At 49.2% G+C, this 19,369-nt stretch carries 17 protein-coding genes and 1 pseudogene; 7 read left to right on the top strand and 11 right to left on the bottom strand.

What is annotated here, in order from left to right:
- The first annotated feature begins 159 nt into the window (after positions 1-159).
- The 4 genes from pstS to pstB all read left to right on the top strand — a co-directional run bounded on the left by pstS (position 160) and on the right by pstB (position 4,139).
- Positions 160-1,269 (top strand): phosphate ABC transporter substrate-binding protein PstS, encoded by a 1,110-nt coding sequence (pstS, locus tag A8707_RS05515; protein WP_068815794.1) that lies wholly within the window; start codon positions 160-162, stop codon positions 1,267-1,269.
- Between the two features lie 69 nt (positions 1,270-1,338).
- The gene (gene pstC / locus A8707_RS05510) at positions 1,339-2,289 is read left to right on the top strand and encodes a phosphate ABC transporter permease subunit PstC (protein WP_068815793.1); all 951 of its coding nucleotides are present in this window, start codon (positions 1,339-1,341) and stop codon (positions 2,287-2,289) included.
- 76 nt (positions 2,290-2,365) lie between these two features.
- On the top strand, positions 2,366-3,238 hold the full coding sequence (gene pstA, locus A8707_RS05505; RefSeq protein WP_068815792.1) for a phosphate ABC transporter permease PstA: 873 nt from the start codon (positions 2,366-2,368) through the stop codon (positions 3,236-3,238).
- Positions 3,239-3,332: 94 nt separating this feature from the next.
- On the top strand, positions 3,333-4,139 hold the full coding sequence (gene pstB / locus A8707_RS05500) for a phosphate ABC transporter ATP-binding protein PstB (protein ID WP_068815791.1): 807 nt from the start codon (positions 3,333-3,335) through the stop codon (positions 4,137-4,139).
- Between the two features lie 74 nt (positions 4,140-4,213).
- Here pstB and lhgO read toward each other — a convergent pair whose 3' ends face one another.
- On the bottom strand, positions 4,214-5,428 hold the full coding sequence (gene lhgO, locus A8707_RS05495) for an L-2-hydroxyglutarate oxidase (protein ID WP_068815790.1): 1,215 nt from the start codon (positions 5,426-5,428) through the stop codon (positions 4,214-4,216).
- Positions 5,429-5,902: 474 nt separating this feature from the next.
- A pseudogene (locus A8707_RS26705) lies at positions 5,903-6,196 on the bottom strand (ISAs1 family transposase); the annotation flags it as partial.
- A gap of 33 nt (positions 6,197-6,229) precedes the next feature.
- Between A8707_RS26705 and A8707_RS05490 the strand changes: the two are divergent.
- Positions 6,230-6,529, top strand: a complete 300-nt coding sequence (locus tag A8707_RS05490) for a site-2 protease family protein (protein WP_068815789.1) — start codon at positions 6,230-6,232, stop codon at positions 6,527-6,529.
- A 34-nt stretch (positions 6,530-6,563) separates the two neighbouring features.
- Here A8707_RS05490 and A8707_RS05485 read toward each other — a convergent pair whose 3' ends face one another.
- The 4 genes from A8707_RS05485 to A8707_RS05470 all read right to left on the bottom strand — a co-directional run bounded on the left by A8707_RS05485 (position 6,564) and on the right by A8707_RS05470 (position 10,600).
- Positions 6,564-7,397, bottom strand: a complete 834-nt coding sequence (locus A8707_RS05485; protein WP_068815788.1) for a carbohydrate ABC transporter permease — start codon at positions 7,395-7,397, stop codon at positions 6,564-6,566.
- An 11-nt stretch (positions 7,398-7,408) separates the two neighbouring features.
- The gene (locus A8707_RS05480) at positions 7,409-8,209 is read right to left on the bottom strand and encodes a class I SAM-dependent methyltransferase (RefSeq protein WP_068815787.1); all 801 of its coding nucleotides are present in this window, start codon (positions 8,207-8,209) and stop codon (positions 7,409-7,411) included.
- Positions 8,210-8,280: 71 nt separating this feature from the next.
- Positions 8,281-9,891: a 2-isopropylmalate synthase gene (locus A8707_RS05475; protein ID WP_068815786.1), complete on the bottom strand. Its 1,611-nt coding sequence runs from the start codon at positions 9,889-9,891 to the stop codon at positions 8,281-8,283.
- A gap of 202 nt (positions 9,892-10,093) precedes the next feature.
- The gene (locus A8707_RS05470; RefSeq protein WP_231947949.1) at positions 10,094-10,600 is read right to left on the bottom strand and encodes a LabA-like NYN domain-containing protein; all 507 of its coding nucleotides are present in this window, start codon (positions 10,598-10,600) and stop codon (positions 10,094-10,096) included.
- Between the two features lie 618 nt (positions 10,601-11,218).
- Here A8707_RS05470 and A8707_RS05465 point away from each other — a divergent pair.
- Positions 11,219-13,549 carry a serine/threonine-protein kinase gene (locus tag A8707_RS05465; RefSeq protein WP_068815784.1) on the top strand — a complete coding sequence of 777 codons (2,331 nt, stop codon included), beginning with the start codon at positions 11,219-11,221 and terminating at the stop codon, positions 13,547-13,549.
- Between the two features lie 75 nt (positions 13,550-13,624).
- Here A8707_RS05465 and A8707_RS05460 read toward each other — a convergent pair whose 3' ends face one another.
- From A8707_RS05460 to A8707_RS05440, 5 genes are all read right to left on the bottom strand, one after another.
- Complete coding sequence (locus tag A8707_RS05460) at positions 13,625-14,212, bottom strand: Uma2 family endonuclease (RefSeq protein ID WP_068815783.1); 588 nt, start codon at positions 14,210-14,212, stop codon at positions 13,625-13,627.
- Positions 14,213-14,295: 83 nt separating this feature from the next.
- Positions 14,296-15,675, bottom strand: a complete 1,380-nt coding sequence (gene mnmE / locus A8707_RS05455) for a tRNA uridine-5-carboxymethylaminomethyl(34) synthesis GTPase MnmE (RefSeq protein ID WP_068815782.1) — start codon at positions 15,673-15,675, stop codon at positions 14,296-14,298.
- 4 nt (positions 15,676-15,679) lie between these two features.
- Entirely contained in the window at positions 15,680-16,246 is a 567-nt protein-coding gene (locus A8707_RS05450) for a GNAT family N-acetyltransferase (RefSeq protein WP_068815781.1), read from the bottom strand.
- A gap of 14 nt (positions 16,247-16,260) precedes the next feature.
- Positions 16,261-17,715, bottom strand: coding sequence for a protein adenylyltransferase SelO (locus A8707_RS05445; protein WP_068815780.1), 1,455 nt, complete (start codon positions 17,713-17,715; stop codon positions 16,261-16,263).
- Between the two features lie 95 nt (positions 17,716-17,810).
- The gene (locus A8707_RS05440; RefSeq protein ID WP_068815779.1) at positions 17,811-18,425 is read right to left on the bottom strand and encodes an SH3 domain-containing protein; all 615 of its coding nucleotides are present in this window, start codon (positions 18,423-18,425) and stop codon (positions 17,811-17,813) included.
- Positions 18,426-18,589: 164 nt separating this feature from the next.
- Between A8707_RS05440 and A8707_RS05435 the strand changes: the two genes are divergently transcribed.
- Positions 18,590-19,333, top strand: a complete 744-nt coding sequence (locus A8707_RS05435; RefSeq protein WP_068815778.1) for a phosphoadenylyl-sulfate reductase — start codon at positions 18,590-18,592, stop codon at positions 19,331-19,333.
- Positions 19,334-19,369 lie beyond the last annotated feature (36 nt).

Here is a 19,369-nt window from a genome sequence, read left to right as displayed (position 1 = left end):
ACTCAAGAAAAATATTGCTGAACTTGAGGTTCTAAGGAAATAAAAACAGCTTTCGAGCAATAATTTCAGCAATTAAAATTACATTTCTGCCCGTCTTAACCTGGTCTTTAATGTCGCGATGTAACCTGATAAGGTTATTTACAAGACCATTTAGAACTTATGGCTTTTTCTCTAAGTGCAACCTGTTGGAGATTCTCGGTTCCAGCGATCGCCCTTGCGCTGGGCTTGGCTTCTTGCACCCCCCAAACGCCATCTGCTCCTCCTAGCACCTCGACCGGAAGCAGTCCTGCTCCTGCAAGTGGAGGCGGTGCCACGATTTCTATTAGTGGAGCAGGGGCAACGGCTCCTAACCCCCTCTATCAGCGCTGGTTTCAAGAATATAATAAACAAAACCCAACCGTTCAAATCAGCTATGACTCCGTGGGCAGTGGGGCTGGGGTCAAGCGCTTTTTAGACCAAACCGTTGATTTTGGCGCCAGCGATGCAGTGCTGAAACCAGAAGAGCGGAGCAAACTCCCTAGCGCGAGAGGCAGTGCAATTCAAGTCCCGACGACGGGCGTATTTATTGTCTTTGCCTATAACCTTGATGGCGTTGACAACTTAAAGCTTTCCCGTGAAGCCTTTTGTGGAATTGTTGATGGGTCAGTCAAAACCTGGAACGATCCTAAAATTGTCAAAGACAATGCTGGAGTAACGCTGCCCAACGAACCGATTACCTTTGTTCACCGCTCAGACGGTAGCGGCACCACTGATATTTTCACCCACCATCTTGTTAAGGCTTGCCCAAATTGGAAAGCTGGCGCGGGTAAAACCATTGAATGGTCTACTGGAACAGGTGCCAAGGGCAACGAGGGAGTTTCTGCCAATATTCAGCAGACTAAAGGCGCGATCGGATACACCGAGTATTCTTACGCCAAGCAAATTAAGCTGAAGACCGCTACGCTGCAAAACAAGGCAGGTACATTTGTGCCCCCTACTCCTGATGCGGCGGCAAAAGCATTATCTGGAGTTACGGTTCCGGCTGACTATGCGGTGAAAGTCCCTGATCCAGAAGCAACAGATGCCTACCCGATCGTCAGCTTGACCTGGATGCTGCTGTATGAGAAACCTCAAGATCCTGCAAAAGCAAAAGCCCTAACAGAGTTTTTAAAGTGGGCTTACAAAGACGGTAAGCAATATGCTGATGAATTGGGCTACCTTCCGCTGCCTGACGAATTAGTCACTAAGGTTTCAGGGACTTTAGACACAATCAAGGTAGCTGCTAAATAATCTGCGACCTTCTCACACTATCGGTTTGCTCCTCACCCTCAATAATCTGTTCACACTTCAGTAGATTTTATGGCTACGTCAACTTCCCGCACTGCAATGCCGACCCAGCGATCGAATTCGTCGCGCTTATTGGACAAAGGCTTCGTTTGGGTGACTGGGGCGTTTGCGATCGGGGTCGGTCTTGTCTTGTTGGCGATCGCCTATCGAGTCGGCACTGACTCTCTTCCAGCAATTCAAAGATTTGGGTTAGGCTTTTTAGCCACTACTCGCTGGAGCGTTAACGATGAAGTCTTTGGAGCGCTGACCCAGATCTATGGAACGCTGGTGACTTCGTTTATTGCGCTGCTGATCGCCGTCCCGATCGGCATTGGGGTGGCGCTATTTCTCAGCGAAGATTATCTGCCACCGCGCATCAAACAGCCGATCGTGTTTTTGATCGAGCTGTTGGCAGCGATCCCCAGTGTCGTTTATGGGCTGTGGGGTATATTTGTGTTAATTCCCCTGCTTAGACCGTTTGGCATTTGGCTCAACGCTAACTTCGGCTGGATTCCTATCTTTAGCACTGCCCCTGCTGGTCCAGGTATCTATGCGGCGGGGATCATCTTGTCGATCATGATCTTGCCAATTATTGCGGCGATTTCACGCGATGCTCTGGTTGCAGTGCCTACAGAAATTCGCCAAGCGGCTTACGGTTTGGGAGCAACGCGCTGGGAAACGATCTTTCAGATTATTCTTCCGGCAGCGTTTTCGGGGATTGTGGGCGGCATTATGTTGGCGCTAGGTCGAGCAATGGGAGAAACGATGGCGGTGACGATGGTAATCGGTAACTCCAACTCCATTGATCTTTCAATTCTGTCTCAAGGTTCCACCGTGTCTTCGCTGTTGGCAAACCAGTTTGCTGAAGCCGGAGGTCTACAGGTCTCGTCTTTGATGTATGCCGCCTTGATTCTGTTTGGGCTGACGTTAGTCGTCAACGTGTTAGCCGAGCTGATCGTGCGCCGCTTTAGCCTAAAACTCTAGAGAACAGAGTCAGACTTAACCGTCCAACTTGATACCCAAATCCCGATACTCAAACTCTGATACCTCTTAACTCACTATGGCAAGCTCAGAATTGGCAACGGCACCTAACATGAAGCGATCGCCAACGTCGCCTCGAACGCTATTTTCGTCGGTGATGACGGTTGTCACCTTTGCGTGCGCGGCTCTGGCATTGATTCCGCTTGTTGCAGTGCTGTCCTACGTCTTGATCAACGGGGCATCTAGTCTCAGGCTAGATGTCTTTACCCAACTTCCGCCTGCACCCGGTTTAAAGGGCGGCGGTTTTGGTAACGCGCTCGTCGGCACTCTATTGACCGTCGGGATCGCCTCAGTCTTGAGCATCCCGTTTGGGGTAATGGCGGCGATTTTTTTGGCAGAATTTTATCGCGACACAAAACTAGCAGAAACAATTAATTTTTTGACGAATGTGTTGAGCGGGGTGCCTTCGATCGTGATTGGCGCATTTGCTTACGCGCTCGTGGTGCTCTCAACCGGAACCTTTTCTGCGGTAGCAGGCGGCTTTGCATTAGCGGTCTTGATGCTGCCTACGATCGTTAGAACGGCAACCGAAGCGTTGGAGTCTGTGCCCGGAGATTTTAGACAAGCCGCGATCGGACTAGGGGCAACTCGCTTTCAGACTACCTTGAGGATTGTGCTACCAGCGGCACTGCCCGCGATTATTACAGGTGTGATATTAGCAATTGCTCGCGCAGCAGGAGAAACCGCACCCATTTTGTTTACGGCATCGACGAGCCGCTATTGGGTACGATCAATCTGGGAGCCAACCGCAACGATGTCTCGATTGGTATTTGACTTTGCCACTGCCCCATATGAGCGCCAGCAAGAGTTAGCATGGGCAGGGTCATTAGTGTTAGTGACATTGGTGCTTGCAACGAGCATTCTTTCTCGCTGGATCGTCAGAAAGCGATAGTCTCTGTGGCGCTGTTATCTGGCTTTTAATTAGGTTTCTCGATTCAAATTCTCGATCCGGTTACGCACTTAGCAACCTCTACCCCACTCACTTTATGGCTCCCGAACTTCAGAACGCTCGCAAAACCGACACCGTGTTTCGGACTGAGAATCTCAACATTTACTACGGTGATTTTTTGGCGGTCAGGGATATCACGATCGAGATTCATAAAAACAAGATCACGGCGTTCATCGGTCCATCTGGCTGCGGCAAAAGCACGGTGCTGCGCTGCTTTAATCGATTGAACGACTTGATTCAGTCGTTTCACATGGACGGCAAACTTTTCTACCGCGATCAAGATCTCTACGCGGCTGAGATTGATCCCGTCGAGGTGCGGAGACAGATCGGGATGGTGTTTCAAAAGCCAAATCCGTTCCCCAAGTCTATCTACGACAATATTGCGTTTGGTCCGCGTCTGTTGGGCTATAAAGGCGATATGGATGAGTTGGTCGAGCGTTCTCTCAAGCAGGCGGCGCTTTGGGATGATGTTAAAGACAAGCTCAAAGAGATGGGGACCGACCTATCAGGGGGTCAGCAACAGCGATTGTGTATTGCTCGTGCGATCGCCGTTCAGCCCGACGTGATTTTGATGGACGAACCCTGTTCGTCGCTTGACCCGATCTCGACCCTCAAAGTCGAAGATTTGCTGCAAGAACTCAAAGAGAAGTATACGATTTTGATCGTGACGCACAACATGCAGCAAGCCTCGCGCGCCTCCGATCGTACCGCTTTCTTTAACGTAGAAGCCAACGCCAAAGGTCAAAGAACGGGATATATCGTTGAATACGATCGGACTGAGGTGATTTTCCAAAGTCCCCAAGAGCAAGCGACGCAAGCCTATGTCAGCGGTCGTTTCGGCTAGAGCACTTAGGGTTTAACGTTTATTCTCTATCTGTTTTTGAATGCGATCGCTCGTTGGTCGCGTGGGCATAAAGATTAGGCGCTAAACGCAACGCTAGATGAAGTCATGAACGGAACCTGATTTGCAATCGCGTGACCAATCTCGATCGAGGCGGTTGCTGCTGGAGAAGGAGCGTTATAGACGTGCAGCGCGTCGCCCTCTTGCACCATCAAAAAATCATCGACAAGCTCGCCATTGGGCATCAGGGCTTGCGCTCTCACTCCAGCATGAGTCGGCACTAAATCTTTGGCTTGCACTTCTGGAATCAGTCGTTGCAGACTTTGCACAAATAATGCCTTGCTCCACGATCGCATCATCTCTTGAAGTCCTTGATCTGCGTGCTTTGACATCAGCTTCCAAAAACCGGAATAGGTTATGACTTCGGCAAAGTCACGCAGGTCAAAATCTGTTTTTTTATAACCTTCTCGCTTAAAGCTCAACACCGCGTTGGGACCTGCATGAACCGTGCCATCAATCATCCGCGTGAAGTGAACGCCCAAAAAAGGGAAATCGGGATTGGGGACTGGATAGATCAAATGCTTGACTAAATAGCGCTTTTCTGGAGTTAGCTCGTAGTATTCACCTCGGAAGGGGACGATTTTGGCAGGGGGTTTTGTGTGAGCGAGTTGAGCCATACGATCGCAGTGCAGCCCCGCACAGTTAATCACAAATTGGGTGCTAAAGGTGCCGTTTGTGGTCTCGATATCATAGCCGTTGCTGGTTTTAAGCAGGGTTTCGACTCGCGTGTTGAGGCGCAGATTGGCTCCTTGAACAGTCGCGAGTTCTGCATATTTTTGACAGACCTGCTTGTAGCTGACAATACCTGTTGAATAGACGCGGACTCCTGCTAAAGAGCGGACGTGAGGCTCAATCTCCTGCACTTGGTCTGGCGTAATGCGTTCAACTTTGAGACCGTTTTGCAGCCCCCGTTGATAAAGATTTTCTAATCGCGGTAGCTCATCTGGCTCAATGGCGACAATGACTTTACCACATACCTCGTGAGCGATCGCGTGTTCTTGGCAAAACTGCGCCATTGACTGGCTCCCAGCGCGGCAAAACTTTGCCTTAAAGCTTCCTGGCTGATAGTAAATGCCAGAGTGAATCACTCCACTGTTGTTGCCCGTCTGGTGGTATGCCCATCGGCTCTCTTTTTCTAATAGCAAAATTTTGGCATCTGGATAGCGGTCTCCCAATGCCATCGCGGTCGATAACCCAATGATGCCGCCGCCAACAATCGCAAAATCGTACATAGAACCCCTGATTGAGATATCAAATGAGGAATCTAGCGCGTTGATTCCTCCGTGGTGCGATCGCTGATTTAAAACTTATTAGACGAGTCTACTCACCAATTCAACATAAGTCATAGTGTAAAAATTAGGTAAAGGAGAACCGAAACCGTGTTCTTTCGGAGAGGTTTCTAACGTTGCTGAATAGAAGATCGCACGGTAGGGATGTCAGGCTCAGAGTTGTCTTCCAATTTGCTCGAAGACCGTCTGACGCGATCGCTGCAATCGGGATAAGCCCGTTTCAGACAGATCAAACGATAGGCGAGACCGGAGTTTAGTGGAAACCCAATCTTGCAAATTTTGAGAACTCGATCGAGAATGCCCTATGCACAAGTTTGAACGCCACCATTAGAGGATGTCTGAGAAGCAGAAAAGCTCACAAAACGATAGTCTGTTAATAACAAATACATTCGACACAGGGCTTACGCATACGTTTCTTCACAATTTGCGAGAAGGTGCAGAGGTCTGAGACAAAACCTTAGTGAGGTAGTGATCATTCCACCCTGCCTTGAGCCGCTTGGCATGGGTGCCCCCTTTCGCCGTCTTCTCCTGAGTCAATAAGTTAACGGCTAGATGACGAATGACGGCTAAGTTTTCTGCACTATAGCTCTGAGTCGCACGAGCGTCATCCTCTCGGAAGCCGACATCAAGAATTCAATGCAGTTGATTTTCAATCCCCCAGTGACCCCGCACAGCCTCCGCAAATCGAGTCGCATCCAGTGGTAAGCTCAGTGGTGATGTATTGGTATCGGCGGCAGATCCTCTATGCAACCTATTTTTGGGTTTGGGTTTGTTGGATTCTTAGCGATCGCGATGCGTGTTGAATTTATCAGCGTTGAGTTTTTCCGTTTAGGTGCACAAACAAACTTTGCATTGTGCTTGTTTAATTTGTTGCCGATTCCGCCACTAGACGGATTCCATATTTTCAGTAATTTCTTTCCAGATCTGAAGACACTTGAGGGTTCTCAATTCAGTTTATTTGCGTTGGTGCTTCTTTTCGTATTAGGACTAGGAACCACTCTCTACAGCATTTCAGATCTGATTATTGGGGCATTGCTCCAATAGCAACGTTTCCAGTCTGTAGAGAAGCCATATCAGATCATCCTTTTACACCGCTGCCTGTCTCAGACGGCACGATGTAATGCTGCATTGCCAGAAAGAAGAGGAGAATGGGCGCGATCGAGATCACCGACCCGGCTGCTATCAGTCGCCAGTCTAGCGTGAAGGTTCCTGCCAGGTTTGCGACTCCGAGCGGTAGGGTGTATAGCTCTGGACGATCGACCACAATCAAAGTCCAAAGAAAATCGCTCCAAGAGCCGATAAACACAAAGATCGATAACGTCACCAACGCGGGGCGGATTGACGGCAACATCACATGCCACCACACGCCCAGATCAGAACAGCCATCCATTCGAGAGGCTTCTTCTAACTCTTTAGGAACACCCTGAAATGCCTGTCGTAGTAAAAAGATGCCGAACGCAGACGCGATCGCTGGAAAGATGATTCCTAAGTAAGTATTTCTTAATCCTAACTGCACTGCTAGAACGTATAGCGGAATCATCACAATCTGAAATGGAATCAAAATTGTAGCCACGATCGCGCTAAAGATCACTTCTCGCCCTTTAAAACTCAGTCTTGCTAATGGATAAGCGGCTAACGAACAAAACAATAGATTTAACGCTACCGTCAACACCGATACGATCGTGCTGTTAAACAAATATTGCCCAAAGGGATTAGTCTGCCAAACTGTGACAAAGTTCTCGATCGTGGGCTGACGGGGCAATAACTGCGGTGGAAACTGAAAAATATCTTCAGACGGAGACTTGAACGAAGTGCTGACCAGCCAGACGAGCGGAATCAGCATGAAAACCGCGATCGTGCTCAACACTCCATAATTGAGAAGCGATCGCCAAACCTGAGAGCGTTGTTTCATCGGGTGCAAACTTATTTAGTAGCGACGACGGCTAAATTCCAGGCAAATCGTTTCATCAGCGGCAGTTTCTTCAGCCATTTATCTAGCTTTTCTAGACGCAAATAGGGTTTTTCGAGCCGCACCTGTTCGAGAATAATTTTCTTCCAATAGCGCTCTTTATTGGGATTGACTTTTTCGATTAGATAAAACTGCAAAAAGATCCAGAGAGTCGCGATCCAGAACGTATCGTAATGAGTTTTAGAATAGAGCGATCGGATGTAGTTCACCAGATTAATATCGAGCGGTGTCTCATCCTCGGTTCTGACTTCGGTTGCCATCCGACGATAGACATTAATCACCGGATTGTGCTTAAGCGGGTCCCAGAAACAAGCTTTTCCTCCCGGCTTCAGCACTCGATGCATTTCTTTGAGCGTTATTTCGGGATAAGGAATGTGATGCAGCAAGTTGGAGGCATAGACAATATCAAACGTGTTATCAGGGAAGCCAATATCCATTGCGTTGACCGTTCGCCCTTCAATCTGCACGCCATTTATTTCGGCTAATTTTAGTGCGACCTCAACCATTCCCGGCGAATAATCTGTTGCCACACATCGCGCCCCCAATAGGGCAAAATAAACGCTGTTTTCTCCGGCACCACAGCCGAGATCGAGCAAATATTTATCCTTTACGTCGCCCAACTGTCGGAGAATAAAGCGATTTTCGGGCGCAGTGCAGGCTTCAAAATAGTCGGCAACTCGAATGCCATCTACGTCGATCGTGCTTGCCCAGCGATCGTGAAAGTCTTGTTCTTTCCGTAAAATGTCTTCTTGCATAGCGCCTCAAAAATCAGGGGTGGACAAGATGCCACCCCACAAAGTAGCACTAATTTTGACGAGATGCGGTTTTACCGAGTTTCAACCACTGCTTCTGCTTGCTCACTCGGAGTCGATTGCAGCGCGACATAGAGGCGATTCAGCGCATTCACGTAAGCCTGAGCCGATGCCACAATAATATCGGTGTTGCCCGCGTGACCTGAAAAAATTCGACTGCCATACTTCAATCGAATCGTCACTTCTCCGATCGCATCAATTCCCGCTGTCACGGATTGGACTGAGAATTCGATCAGTTGGTTTGGCACATTCACAACGCGGTTAATCGCTTTATAAACGGCATCTACTGGACCTGTCCCCGTCGCAGCGTCGGTGAGGTCTTCGCCCTGCGGATTTCGCAATCTCACGGTGGCAGTTGGATACGCTCGATCGCCACATGACACCTGCACCATTTCTAACCGGAACAGTTCGGGAACTTGCTGCACTTCATCATTGGCGATCGACTCTAGATCCCAATCGGTGACTTCTTTTTTCTTGTCGGCTAAATCTTTGAAGCGAACAAATGCCTTGTTTAGCTCGTTGTCGCCCAGGTCAAAGCCCAACTCTTTCAGACGAGTGCGAAACGCATTGCGCCCTGAGTGCTTGCCCAAAATAATCTGGTTGCTCGTCAGCCCGATCGACTGAGCATCCATAATCTCGTAGGTTTGCTTGTTTTTGAGCATTCCGTCTTGGTGAATGCCCGACTCGTGAGCAAAAGCGTTTGCCCCGACGATCGCTTTGTTAGGCTGCACCAACATTCCCGTCAAGTTGGACACTAAGCGAGAGGTTTTATAAATCTCTTGAGTGTTGATTTGCGTGAGCGGCGTTTCTGACTCAGCAGGGCGACCCAAAAATGGATTGAAATATTGCCGTCTGACGTGCAGCGCCATCACCAACTCTTCGAGAGCAGCATTTCCGGCACGTTCGCCGATGCCGTTGATCGTGCATTCTAGCTGTCGTGCGCCATTCTTCACCGCTTCAAGAAAACAGGCAACCGCTAACCCCAAATCGTTGTGACCGTGAACCGAAATAATCGCCCGATCGACATTCGGCACGTTTTCTCGAATGCCGCGAATCATGTCACCAAACTCGCTCGGTGTCAGATAGCCCACCGTATCGGGAATGTTAATCGTCGTTGCGCCAGCGACGATCGCCCGTTCTAACACTTGATATAGAAATTTTGGGTCAGACCGCGCCGCATCCATCGGCGAGAACTCAACATCGGTGACAAACGACTTTGCGTAGGCGACCATTTCCTCCGCGATCGCTAACACCTCCGATCGAGTCTTCTTCAACTGATATTCAAGGTGAATGTCCGAGGTCGAGATAAAGGTATGAATTCTGGCATGGGCAGCAGGTTTGAGAGCATCAGCCGCCGCTTTGATGTCAGCCGGAATCGCCCGCGCCAAACTGCAAATGATCGGACCGTCTTCGGTGCCGACAGTTTTGGCAATGCGCTTAACTGCCTCAAAATCTCCAGGGCTGGCATAGGCAAAACCCGCCTCAATCACATCTACGCCAAGTCGCGCCAGTTGCCGAGCGATCGCCAGCTTTTCATCGACATTGAGAGTGGCTCCGGGACACTGCTCCCCGTCACGCAAAGTCGTATCGAAAATGATGATCCGGTCTGGTGATGGAACGTTCATGGCTCAATAGGGTTGAGTAGTGGGGAATAGATAGAGACCCTATATTTATTTGAGGTAGGCGGTTTGCCCGCTCACGTCAGAGAACGGACAAAATGTCTCCCTCACGAAATACTCGATATTCAGGTCACGATCTTAAGGTTTATTCTAGTATGCAAATCTACTTTGAGACAGTAGACGGATGGCGAATCGGGGAAGGTTGCTTTCAGTAATCGGCTTTTTCAATATGAGGACGAATGTCATTAAGATCGATGTAGCGATCGGTAACATTTCGCAATTCTCTCGCGATCATGCCTTCGGTGGAGACTACTGTGATGTGCGTACTTTTTGAACGCAGCAGCTCGATCGCCCGTTCAAAATCGCCATCGCCGCTGAAGAGAATCACTCGATCGTATTGATCGACGGTGTTAAACATATCGACCACAATCTCTATGTCGAGATTTGCTTTTTGCGAATAGCGACCCGATGTATCGTCATAATATTCTTTAAGAATTTTCGTTCTGACGGTGTAACCCAGGCTGATCAGCGCATCTCGAAAGCCTCTTTGATCTTGAGGATCTTTCAACCCCGTATACCAAAAAGCGTTGACTAACTCAATGTCTCGTTCACTAACAAAATACTCCAACACTCGTTTAGGATCGAAGAACCATCCATTTTTCTGCTGGGCATAGAACATATTGTTTCCGTCTACAAAGATAGAGAGACGGTTCATGGCGTAATGCATAAAAATTTGAGACCTATAATTTGTAGAATCAAAAATGCGATAATTAATTCTAGCAACGCAAAATTCAGTTGATTCCTGAGAATAGCGCTTCAAGTATTAACCCTCTGGACAATTTGAGTGGCTCTGTAGTTAAACGTTGACCTAAAGTTTCCTCTATCAAGACCTGATCCCCTCCTTAGTAGGAGTTGAGTCTAGAACTGTCTAAAGGTAGACGTTTTTAGAGATGAAAAGTTCTAGCTCTGCGTAGTAAGTGACTAAATTTACCTGTTTGTTTAAGCCTCTCTCCTATTACCTAAAGCCATCGTTCATAGCATCTCTTAGTGTTGATCTCTATAAAGTGAACTCTGAGCTATAAATGAGATTCCTCACCTATAAGACAGATTTCGAGTTCATTCAATTATCACAAATATTTTAAAAAGGGTGAAAGGTTTGGGAAAGTTCTGATTTTTAAGGCGTGCCAAGTTGAGAAAGAAGCACGATCGAGCACAGTCGCTTTTTGAAGTAAGTGAGACTATCGTATGAACGGGAGGGTAGTCAACTGAAGAGATCCTCCGCAACAGGTGCAGATGAGACCCGCGATGAGTAGCCCCTATTGCCAGACAGGATATGCCCGAAAAGCCGTCAGCCCCTCTCACAGAACCCCTACCCCAGGGTCAACTCACGCCCGCTAACGACACCACCCGACCCGAACGATCGAGTCATCGATTTAGGTTCGATCGCTTGGGGCACGTTTTGATGGTGATGTGGGCGATCGGGGCAGCCGTGCTGACTGCCTCAAATCCGCCATCGGTGCAGGTAGCAGAGCGACAGGCTCAGAGTTTGCTGTTTAAAGTCAGAGGCACCGTTCCGCCGCCTAGCGAGATTGTGGTTTTGGCGATCGACGAAGACTCGATCGCGCAGCTTTCTAGTCTGCCGCTGCGACGAGCCGTGTATGCAGACGCGATCGACAAACTGATGCGGGCGGGGGCAAAGGCAGTCGTCGCGGATATCTTGTGGGATTTGCCTAGCAGCTATGGCTACAGTGATCCTGGGGCAGGAATCGTATCAGACGACGATCAGCAGCTACAAGCCGTGCTTCAACGCTATGAGGGAAAAGTGGCTCTGGCGGCAAATTTTGTGCGGGGTGATAACCGCCAGGGAGAGCAGTCTAATCTCAGCTTGCCTTATGCGCCCTTTCAGAGTGAGCGCACTCCGATCGGATTCATTAACTTCTTGTTAGAACCTAACGCTCGCATCCATCTTTTGGGCAGTCGGTTTTTAGAAAAGCTGTCTCTGCAAGAAGCAGATCTCATTAAATCTGCAAAGGTGCCCTCGTTGGCTGAAGCTGCCCTGCGAGCGACGAAAACTAGATATCCACAGCCTCAAGGAGACAACATTTTCTTTTATGGAGGGGCTGGCACCTTTAAGCCCGTCCCCTTTTGGAACGTTATCTCTCCTCAAAACTGGAACAGCGAGTATCTCCAAAAAGGCAAGTATTTCAAAGATAAAATTGTTTTGATTGGGGTGATCACTCGATCGAGTCCAGATTTTCATCCGACTCCAGTCGGCGAAATGTCGGGGGTCGAAATCCACGCCAATGCGATCGCGACTCTGCTACAAGACCGATCTATTCGCGAAGCGTTTGCCGACCCTGCAATGGCGGGTGGACTGGTGCTGCTGGTGATCTTCACAGCAGGGTTATTGCAAAGCCGAGCGAGACGACCTCTATTTCGGTTGTTTTGGGCAGTCGTGATTGGGCTAGCGTGGGGCAGCAGTTGCTATGTCGCCTTTGGCAGCGGATTGGTGATTTTGCCGATGGCAGTGCCGATCGGGGCGATCGGGCTAGTTGGCATCTCTTATTGGCTCACAGGCTCCGCCGCCGGACATTTGATTAACCAGCGCAACAAGCGCATCAGCCAAGAAGTTAAGCGCTCTTCTAGAACGATCGAGATGGTGAGTCAGCGCAGCGATCGAGAAGATCTGCTGCGAGAACGAGAACTCGAACTCGCGAACAAAACCCTGGGGGGTCGCTATAAAATCACCCAAATTTTGGGTCACGGCGGCTTTGGCGAAACCTATATCGCGCAAGACATCAAGCGTCCTCAAAGTCCGCAGTGTGTGGTCAAACAACTCAGCCCTGCTACCAATAACCCCAGTCATTTGAGACTGGCGCGCCGACTGTTCGATCGAGAAGCCGAAACCTTGGAGCGGTTGGGCAAACACGAACAAATTCCTCGCCTGCTGGCTTATTTTGAGGAGGATGGAGAGTTTTATTTGGTGCAGGAATATATCCCTGGACACTCGTTGAGCCAAGAGCTTTCGTTAGGCAGACAGTTGCCTGAAGCCAGAGTGATCGATATCTTGCAAGAACTGCTTCAGATTCTCAGCTTTGTTCACAGTGAGAAGGTGATTCATCGAGATATTAAGCCCAGCAATATTATTCGTCGTCAGACCGATCGCCAATTAGTCCTGATCGATTTTGGAGCCGTCAAAGATCAATACAGCAAGCTCGCTGCCGAGGAAACCAGCAATAATCTGACGATCGGCATTGGCACCCAGGGCTATATGGCTCCTGAGCAAGCGGCAGGCAAACCTCAGCACAACAGCGATATCTATGCGGTGGGCATGATCGGCATTCAGGCGTTGACGGGCTTGCCTCCTAGCCAGCTAAAACCCGATTCTCAAACAGGAGAGATTCGGTGGCAAGAAAAAGCCGTAGTCAGCAGCGGACTCGCAGCCGTGTTGTCTAAAATGGTTTGCTACGACTCTATAAAGCGATATCAATCGACGATCGCGACCCTGCAAGCGTTGAAAAGGCTGTCTAACTTCACGATGTTGCAGTTAGACCAGGAGTTCATAACTCCTTCGGCGGAGGAAGAGACGGCGGCTGAAACCCGAATTTGGGCTGAAGGCTTTGGTGCTGAAGAACTGCCGCCTACTGAGCCTCCGCCCTTCTAATAGCGAATGATTGAGAGCAGGGGGGCATTGTTGAAGAGAAATGAGCGAGACGCTTATGTCCTGGCTTTCGCCAAATTAGAGTTTTCCGGCTGATACTTGGATGGCGGTTAGCTTTAGAGTCGGAAAAATAGCGGAGACGATCGCCATCTCTCCCGTAAACACCGCATCATCATAGCGTCCTTCATTGAGTTGGCAGATCGTCACGGTTGCCGTTAATGGATCGACGATCCAATATTCCAAGATGTCTAAAACTGAGTATTCAGTGTGCTTTGCTCGATAGTCGGTAGAGGCAGTAGACTCGCTCACCACTTCTACAACGAGGATGGGCGGCGGAGTGTTGAGTTCGATGACGGCTTCTCGCTCTTGCATTGCCTCCCATTGAGCGATCGAGAGAACTGTCACATCAGGAATTCGCGCAGTGTCCCAGCGTCCACCGCGAGGAGAACGGACGGCGATCTTTGTATCTTTAGAAGTCCAGGGTTGGTTTTCGCTTTTGGCTGCGTCTTTAAACTGCTCGTTGAGGAACTCAATAATGGCTCCATGTTTTCCGGTTCCGACTGCCATTGGGACGAGTTCTCCATTCACTAATTCATAACGGGTTCCTGTCCCATCGTCGTAGGTGAGATATTCTTCAAAGGTGAGTTTGCGAGTTGCGACGGTCATAGCGGATCGCCTCCTAACGGCTCGATCGAGGACTAAAAAGGGGTGTGCCTATAGCGTACACTCCATACCTGACAACAAATCTCTTACTTGCCAATACAAAAGCGACTGAAGATGCGATCGAGCACTGATTCCGTCACGTCTTCACCGAGAATTTCGCCGAGAGCTTGAATGGCGCTGCGAAGATCGATCGTCCAAAAGTCAAGCGGGAGTTGATGGGCGATCGTCTCCTGCACTTGTTGAAGCGAGGCTTTTGCACGGGTTAAAGCAGCGGCTTGGCGTTGGTTGATGGCGAGATCCAAATTTGCGGCTTGCAGTTCCCCGGCGTGGGCGGCTTCAAGAATGGCGTGTTCTAAATCTTCAATGCCTTGGCTGAGAGGGGCGGCAGTTTTGACGATGCGAGTGATTTCTGACGGACAGTTTAGCGGGGCGATCGGTGTCCTCACTAAATCGATCTTGTTCGCCAGCAAAATGATCGGACGATGCTGCACCTGCTGATAAATTTCTTGGTCGGCATCTGTCCAACCGACTTGGGCATCGATCGCCAATAGAATTAAATCTGCCGATCGAGCCGCAGATCGTGATCGCTCTACGCCAATTTTTTCCACCCGATCGTCGGTTTCTCGAATTCCTGCCGTGTCAAGCACCTGCACTGGAATGCCACCCACGACGAGTTGAGATTCCACCACATCGCGAGTCGTGCCCGGAAGATCGGTCACAATCGCCCGATCGCTGCGACTCCAGGCGTTGAGAAGACTCGATTTGCCGACATTGGGACGACCGACGATCGCGACTTTTAAGCCCGATCGCAGCAGTTCTCCACGATCGGCAGTGGCTAAAATTTGCGTCGCTTCTGCCAGCAGGTTCTCTAGTTGGGCTTGAATCTCTGTCTCGTTGAGCGGCGGCAAATCTTCTTCAAAGTCAATCCGGGCTTCGACTTCTGCCAAGAGGTCTAGACAGGTGATCCGCAGTTGTCGAATCGGCTGGGCGAGTTTGCCCTGCAAGCCAGCAAGCGCCGTTTGAGCCGCTTGGGGCGACTGTGCCCCCACCAAGTCAGCGATGCTTTCGGCTTGAGTTAAATCCAATCGTCCGTTGAGAAACGCCCTCAGCGTAAACTCTCCGGGCTGTGCGAGTCGTGCGCCTTGCTCTAGACAAAGCTGCAACACTTGCTGAACCGCCATAATGCCCCCGTGACAGTGAAACTCGACCACATCTTCGCGAGTGTAGGAGCGAGGAGCCAACATCACTAACAGCAAGGCTTCGTCAATAACTTGCCGAGACTGCGGGACACGCACATACCCATAGAGAATCCGATGGCTTTCCCAGGTTTGATTGCCGGGGGCACGAAAGAGTGCGTGAGCGATCGTCACCGCATTTTCGCCCGATAGCCGAACAATGCCAACGCTGCCCTGTTTAGGAATAATGGCAGTCGCGATCGCGGCAATAGTTTCTCCAATTCCAGCCATTTTTTTACCGCTCTACCCAATTGGGATTCGTTAAACTGGTGAGAATGTGATCTTCCCACTTGCCGTTAATTAAGATGTAGTCTCCTGCGTAGCCTTCAATCACAAATCCGAGCCGTTTTAAGACACTGGCGCTGCGGCGATTGTGAGGCATATAGTTAGCACAAATTCGGTGCATATTTAGGTCATCAAACACATATTGAATCGACGCTTGAACGGCTTCTGTCATATAGCCATGTCCCTGTTCAGATTCAGCGAGACTATAGCCGAGACAGCAAGAATGGGACACGCCTTGAATCATTTGAGTGAAATTAGTGCCACCAATGATTTTATCAGGCTGATCCTTTCGGAAAATGAATAGACGTAGAGACCGATCGTAGCTAAACTCAATCAAACTTTTGTCAATTTGATGAGACCAAAATTCTCTGTTGTAGAAGTTTTTTGGCTTAACTGGCTCAAACGGTTCTAAGAACGATTTATTCTCTTTGTAGTAGTGAATGACCGCAGGAATATCGCGTTGTGACAAGAGCCGCACAATCAGCCTTGATGTAACAAATACAGGCGCTTCGATCATGACTGAATCGATGATTAAATAGATGTTTTAAGAAGGGGTCGAGCTTGGATCTGATTGAGCAAATTCTCAAAAGGAAGCCAGTCATCGTCTTGAGTGATGGGTTGCCAAACTGCTTCGATCGCAGGTCTAATCAGATTCACACTGGGATTGTGCTGATAGAGCCGATTCGCAACGTCTAGCATCTCATTCTCTGGCAGTTGGTTTAAAGCTTGATGATAGGCTGTTTGCCAAGCTTTAAGGTAGTGTTGAAGCGATTGATCAGGAATGTCTAACTCGCTAAAAATGTGATTTTCTGACTCTCGCCACATTTTAGAAAACTGCGTGGTCAACTCCCAAAAGAAACTTTGATATCCGACTTGTGACTTCTTTAAGAACTCGATAGTCCGCTCAACTAGCTCTTTTGAAAGGGATGGTTCTAGCTGATTAAAACCGAGTCGATCGAGCATTCTCTGCTGATAAGCTTTCTGATAATAAGTCTCAAATTTTGACAGACTAGCCTCCATGTCTGCGAGATCAATCACTCGCTTGAGAGGAGCTTGCAGCATCTCTAAATTCAACCGACAAATCGAAGGCTGATTGCCGTAACAATAGCGCCCAGAATAATCAAAATAAGCCGCCGTAAACTGAGGATTATACGTCTCGATAAAGGCAAACGGACCGTAATCAAAACTCTCACCCGTAATCGACATATTGTCGGTGTTGAGAACTGCGTGACAAAAGCCCGATGACATCCATTGCGCGACTAACTCTGCGACTCGCTGCACCAATTCCGCATAAAACAGAGCGTAACGATCGCGCTCTCCAGCCAAGTGAGGATAGTAAACCTCAATCACATGATCCAACAAAATGGCGATCAGGTCTTTGCGATCGAGCGTTCCCAATCGTTCAAACGTGCCAAACCGAATATGCGATCGACTAAAGCGAATCATCACCGACGATCGAGTCGGCGACGGCTCGTCACCTCGCCAGAGCGGTTCTCCCGTCTCAATCAAACTCAAACATCGAGAAGTCCTAACGCCCAGACGGTGCAGCATCTCAGATGCCAACACTTCTCGCACACCGCCTTTGAGCGTCAGCCGCCCGTCACCACCTCTCGAATAGGGCGTTGTCCCCGATCCTTTAGTGCCAAAGTCATAGAGTTCGCCATCTATGCCTCTGACTTGCCCATAGAGAAAGCCCCTGCCGTCTCCCAAAGCGGAGTTATATTCTCCAAACTGGTAGCCGTGATATCGTAGTGCCAGAAACGGCTGCCGTCCTTGAAACGTGCCAAACGCCTCAATAAAATCGGCATCCATTACCGATTTGGGAGTCAGCCCCAGTTGAGCCAACACCTCATCGTTGCGAAACCGCAAAATCTGTTGAGGAAACTCAGCCGCCGCGACGACATCAAAAAAATCATCCCCCAACACTTCTAGCGCCGATTCGTAGTTGAGATTAAGCAAAGGATTCACAGATTCGGTAGGAGGCATCAAACATCAGATCACGACTTCTCTCTAATCCTACCGACTCATGCAAGATGCAGAGATGAGGTTTGAGCAAACTATTCAACGATCGAGACCCTGCTTTACTGATACTCGGTTCCCCAAGCTTTGAAGCCAGACTCGATCGGTTCAACATCGAGACCAGTGCTGCTATTGGTGATTTTGAGTTGCGTGGTACCCCGCTGAATCATTGAGGCTTGATAAGCTCGTCCATCTTTGGTGGACAGATAATTCTCCCATCCTCTCGAATCTCCACCCGACAATTTAGTCGCAAAGACGTGATTTAGCTCAGTGGATGCCGTCTTTTTGTTGTAGATATTCATGAAAACGCTGACTCCCTCTTCAAACACTCTGACCTGTCGAGTGTCGGTTTCAAAAAACAGGCGCGTGTGGGCATCAATCGGATTTGGAGTTGGGGATGGAGTTGGAGTCGGGGTCGGTGATGGAGACGGAGTTGGGTTTGTAGAGACATCAATCACATCATCTCTGACCCAGCCATCTTCTGTGCCGTCAAAGGTGACTCGATACCAATAAAAGCCAGCCGGATCTGCCCCTAGCGTTTGATCCGTCACCATGACACGAGTGCCGACAGGTTTTGAGACAAAATCAGAGGTCAAATCTGGACTGGTGCGAATTCTCACTGTGTCTACATCGGGGGCGTTGCTTTTGAGTTGACCGACTTTCGCAGGATTGAACATTGCTGTTAGTTCATGCTTAGGAAGAAGACAAGATTAGTATACCGAACTATTTTTTTTGAAAAGCAAAGTATGAAGGGTTTGACACGTTTTCCAAAAACACAGGGGTGCTGACAAGCCGATAGAATAGAGAATGGAATTCAGACGGATCAGCGGAGAACACTATCATGGCGCAGTTGACCGCGCAGCCCAGTCAAAACCTAGATATTTCTAGCCTCGATGCCAACCTTTCGAGCCAAAGCCCACAAAAGATTCTTGCAACTGCCCTTAGTCAGTTTGACAACATTGCGATCTCTTTTAGCGGTGCTGAAGATGTCGTGTTGATCGACATGGCGCACAAAATCAACCAAGACATCAAAGTTTTCAGCCTTGATACGGGTCGGCTTCATGCCGAAACCTATCAGTTTATTGAGCGAGTCAGAAAGCATTATGGGATCACGATCGACGTAATGTATCCCGATGCGACTCAACTCGAAAATCTAGTCTCCGCCAAAGGACTGTTCAGCTTCTACGAAGATGGACACCAAGAATGCTGCGGTATTCGCAAAGTTGCGCCTCTGCGCCGCAAGCTGTCTACCTTAGATGCCTGGATCACAGGTCAGCGTAAGGATCAAAGTCCGACTCGTGCCAACGTGCCTGTGGTTCAAATCGACAAGGCGTTCTCAAATGACGATCGGACTTTAATCAAGTTCAACCCACTTGCAAACTGGACATCCGCCGACGTTTGGATGTATATCCGATCGTATGAAGTGCCCTACAATCCGCTTCATGAGCGCGGCTTTATTAGCATTGGCTGTGAACCGTGTACGCGCCCGACGCTGCCTCAACAACACGAGCGAGAAGGGCGCTGGTGGTGGGAAGATGCGACGAAGAAAGAGTGTGGACTGCACGCACCGACTCAGGATGATTAATAGCCGATTCAATTTTTGAATGTGACAGATCGGTTG

The sequence above is a fragment of the Phormidesmis priestleyi BC1401 genome, assembly GCF_001650195.1.
In the GTDB taxonomy this organism is placed as follows: domain Bacteria; phylum Cyanobacteriota; class Cyanobacteriia; order Leptolyngbyales; family Leptolyngbyaceae; genus Phormidesmis_A; species Phormidesmis_A priestleyi_B.
Note: the sequence above shows the minus strand (reverse complement) of the source record. Positions and strands in the feature narration are given on the sequence as shown.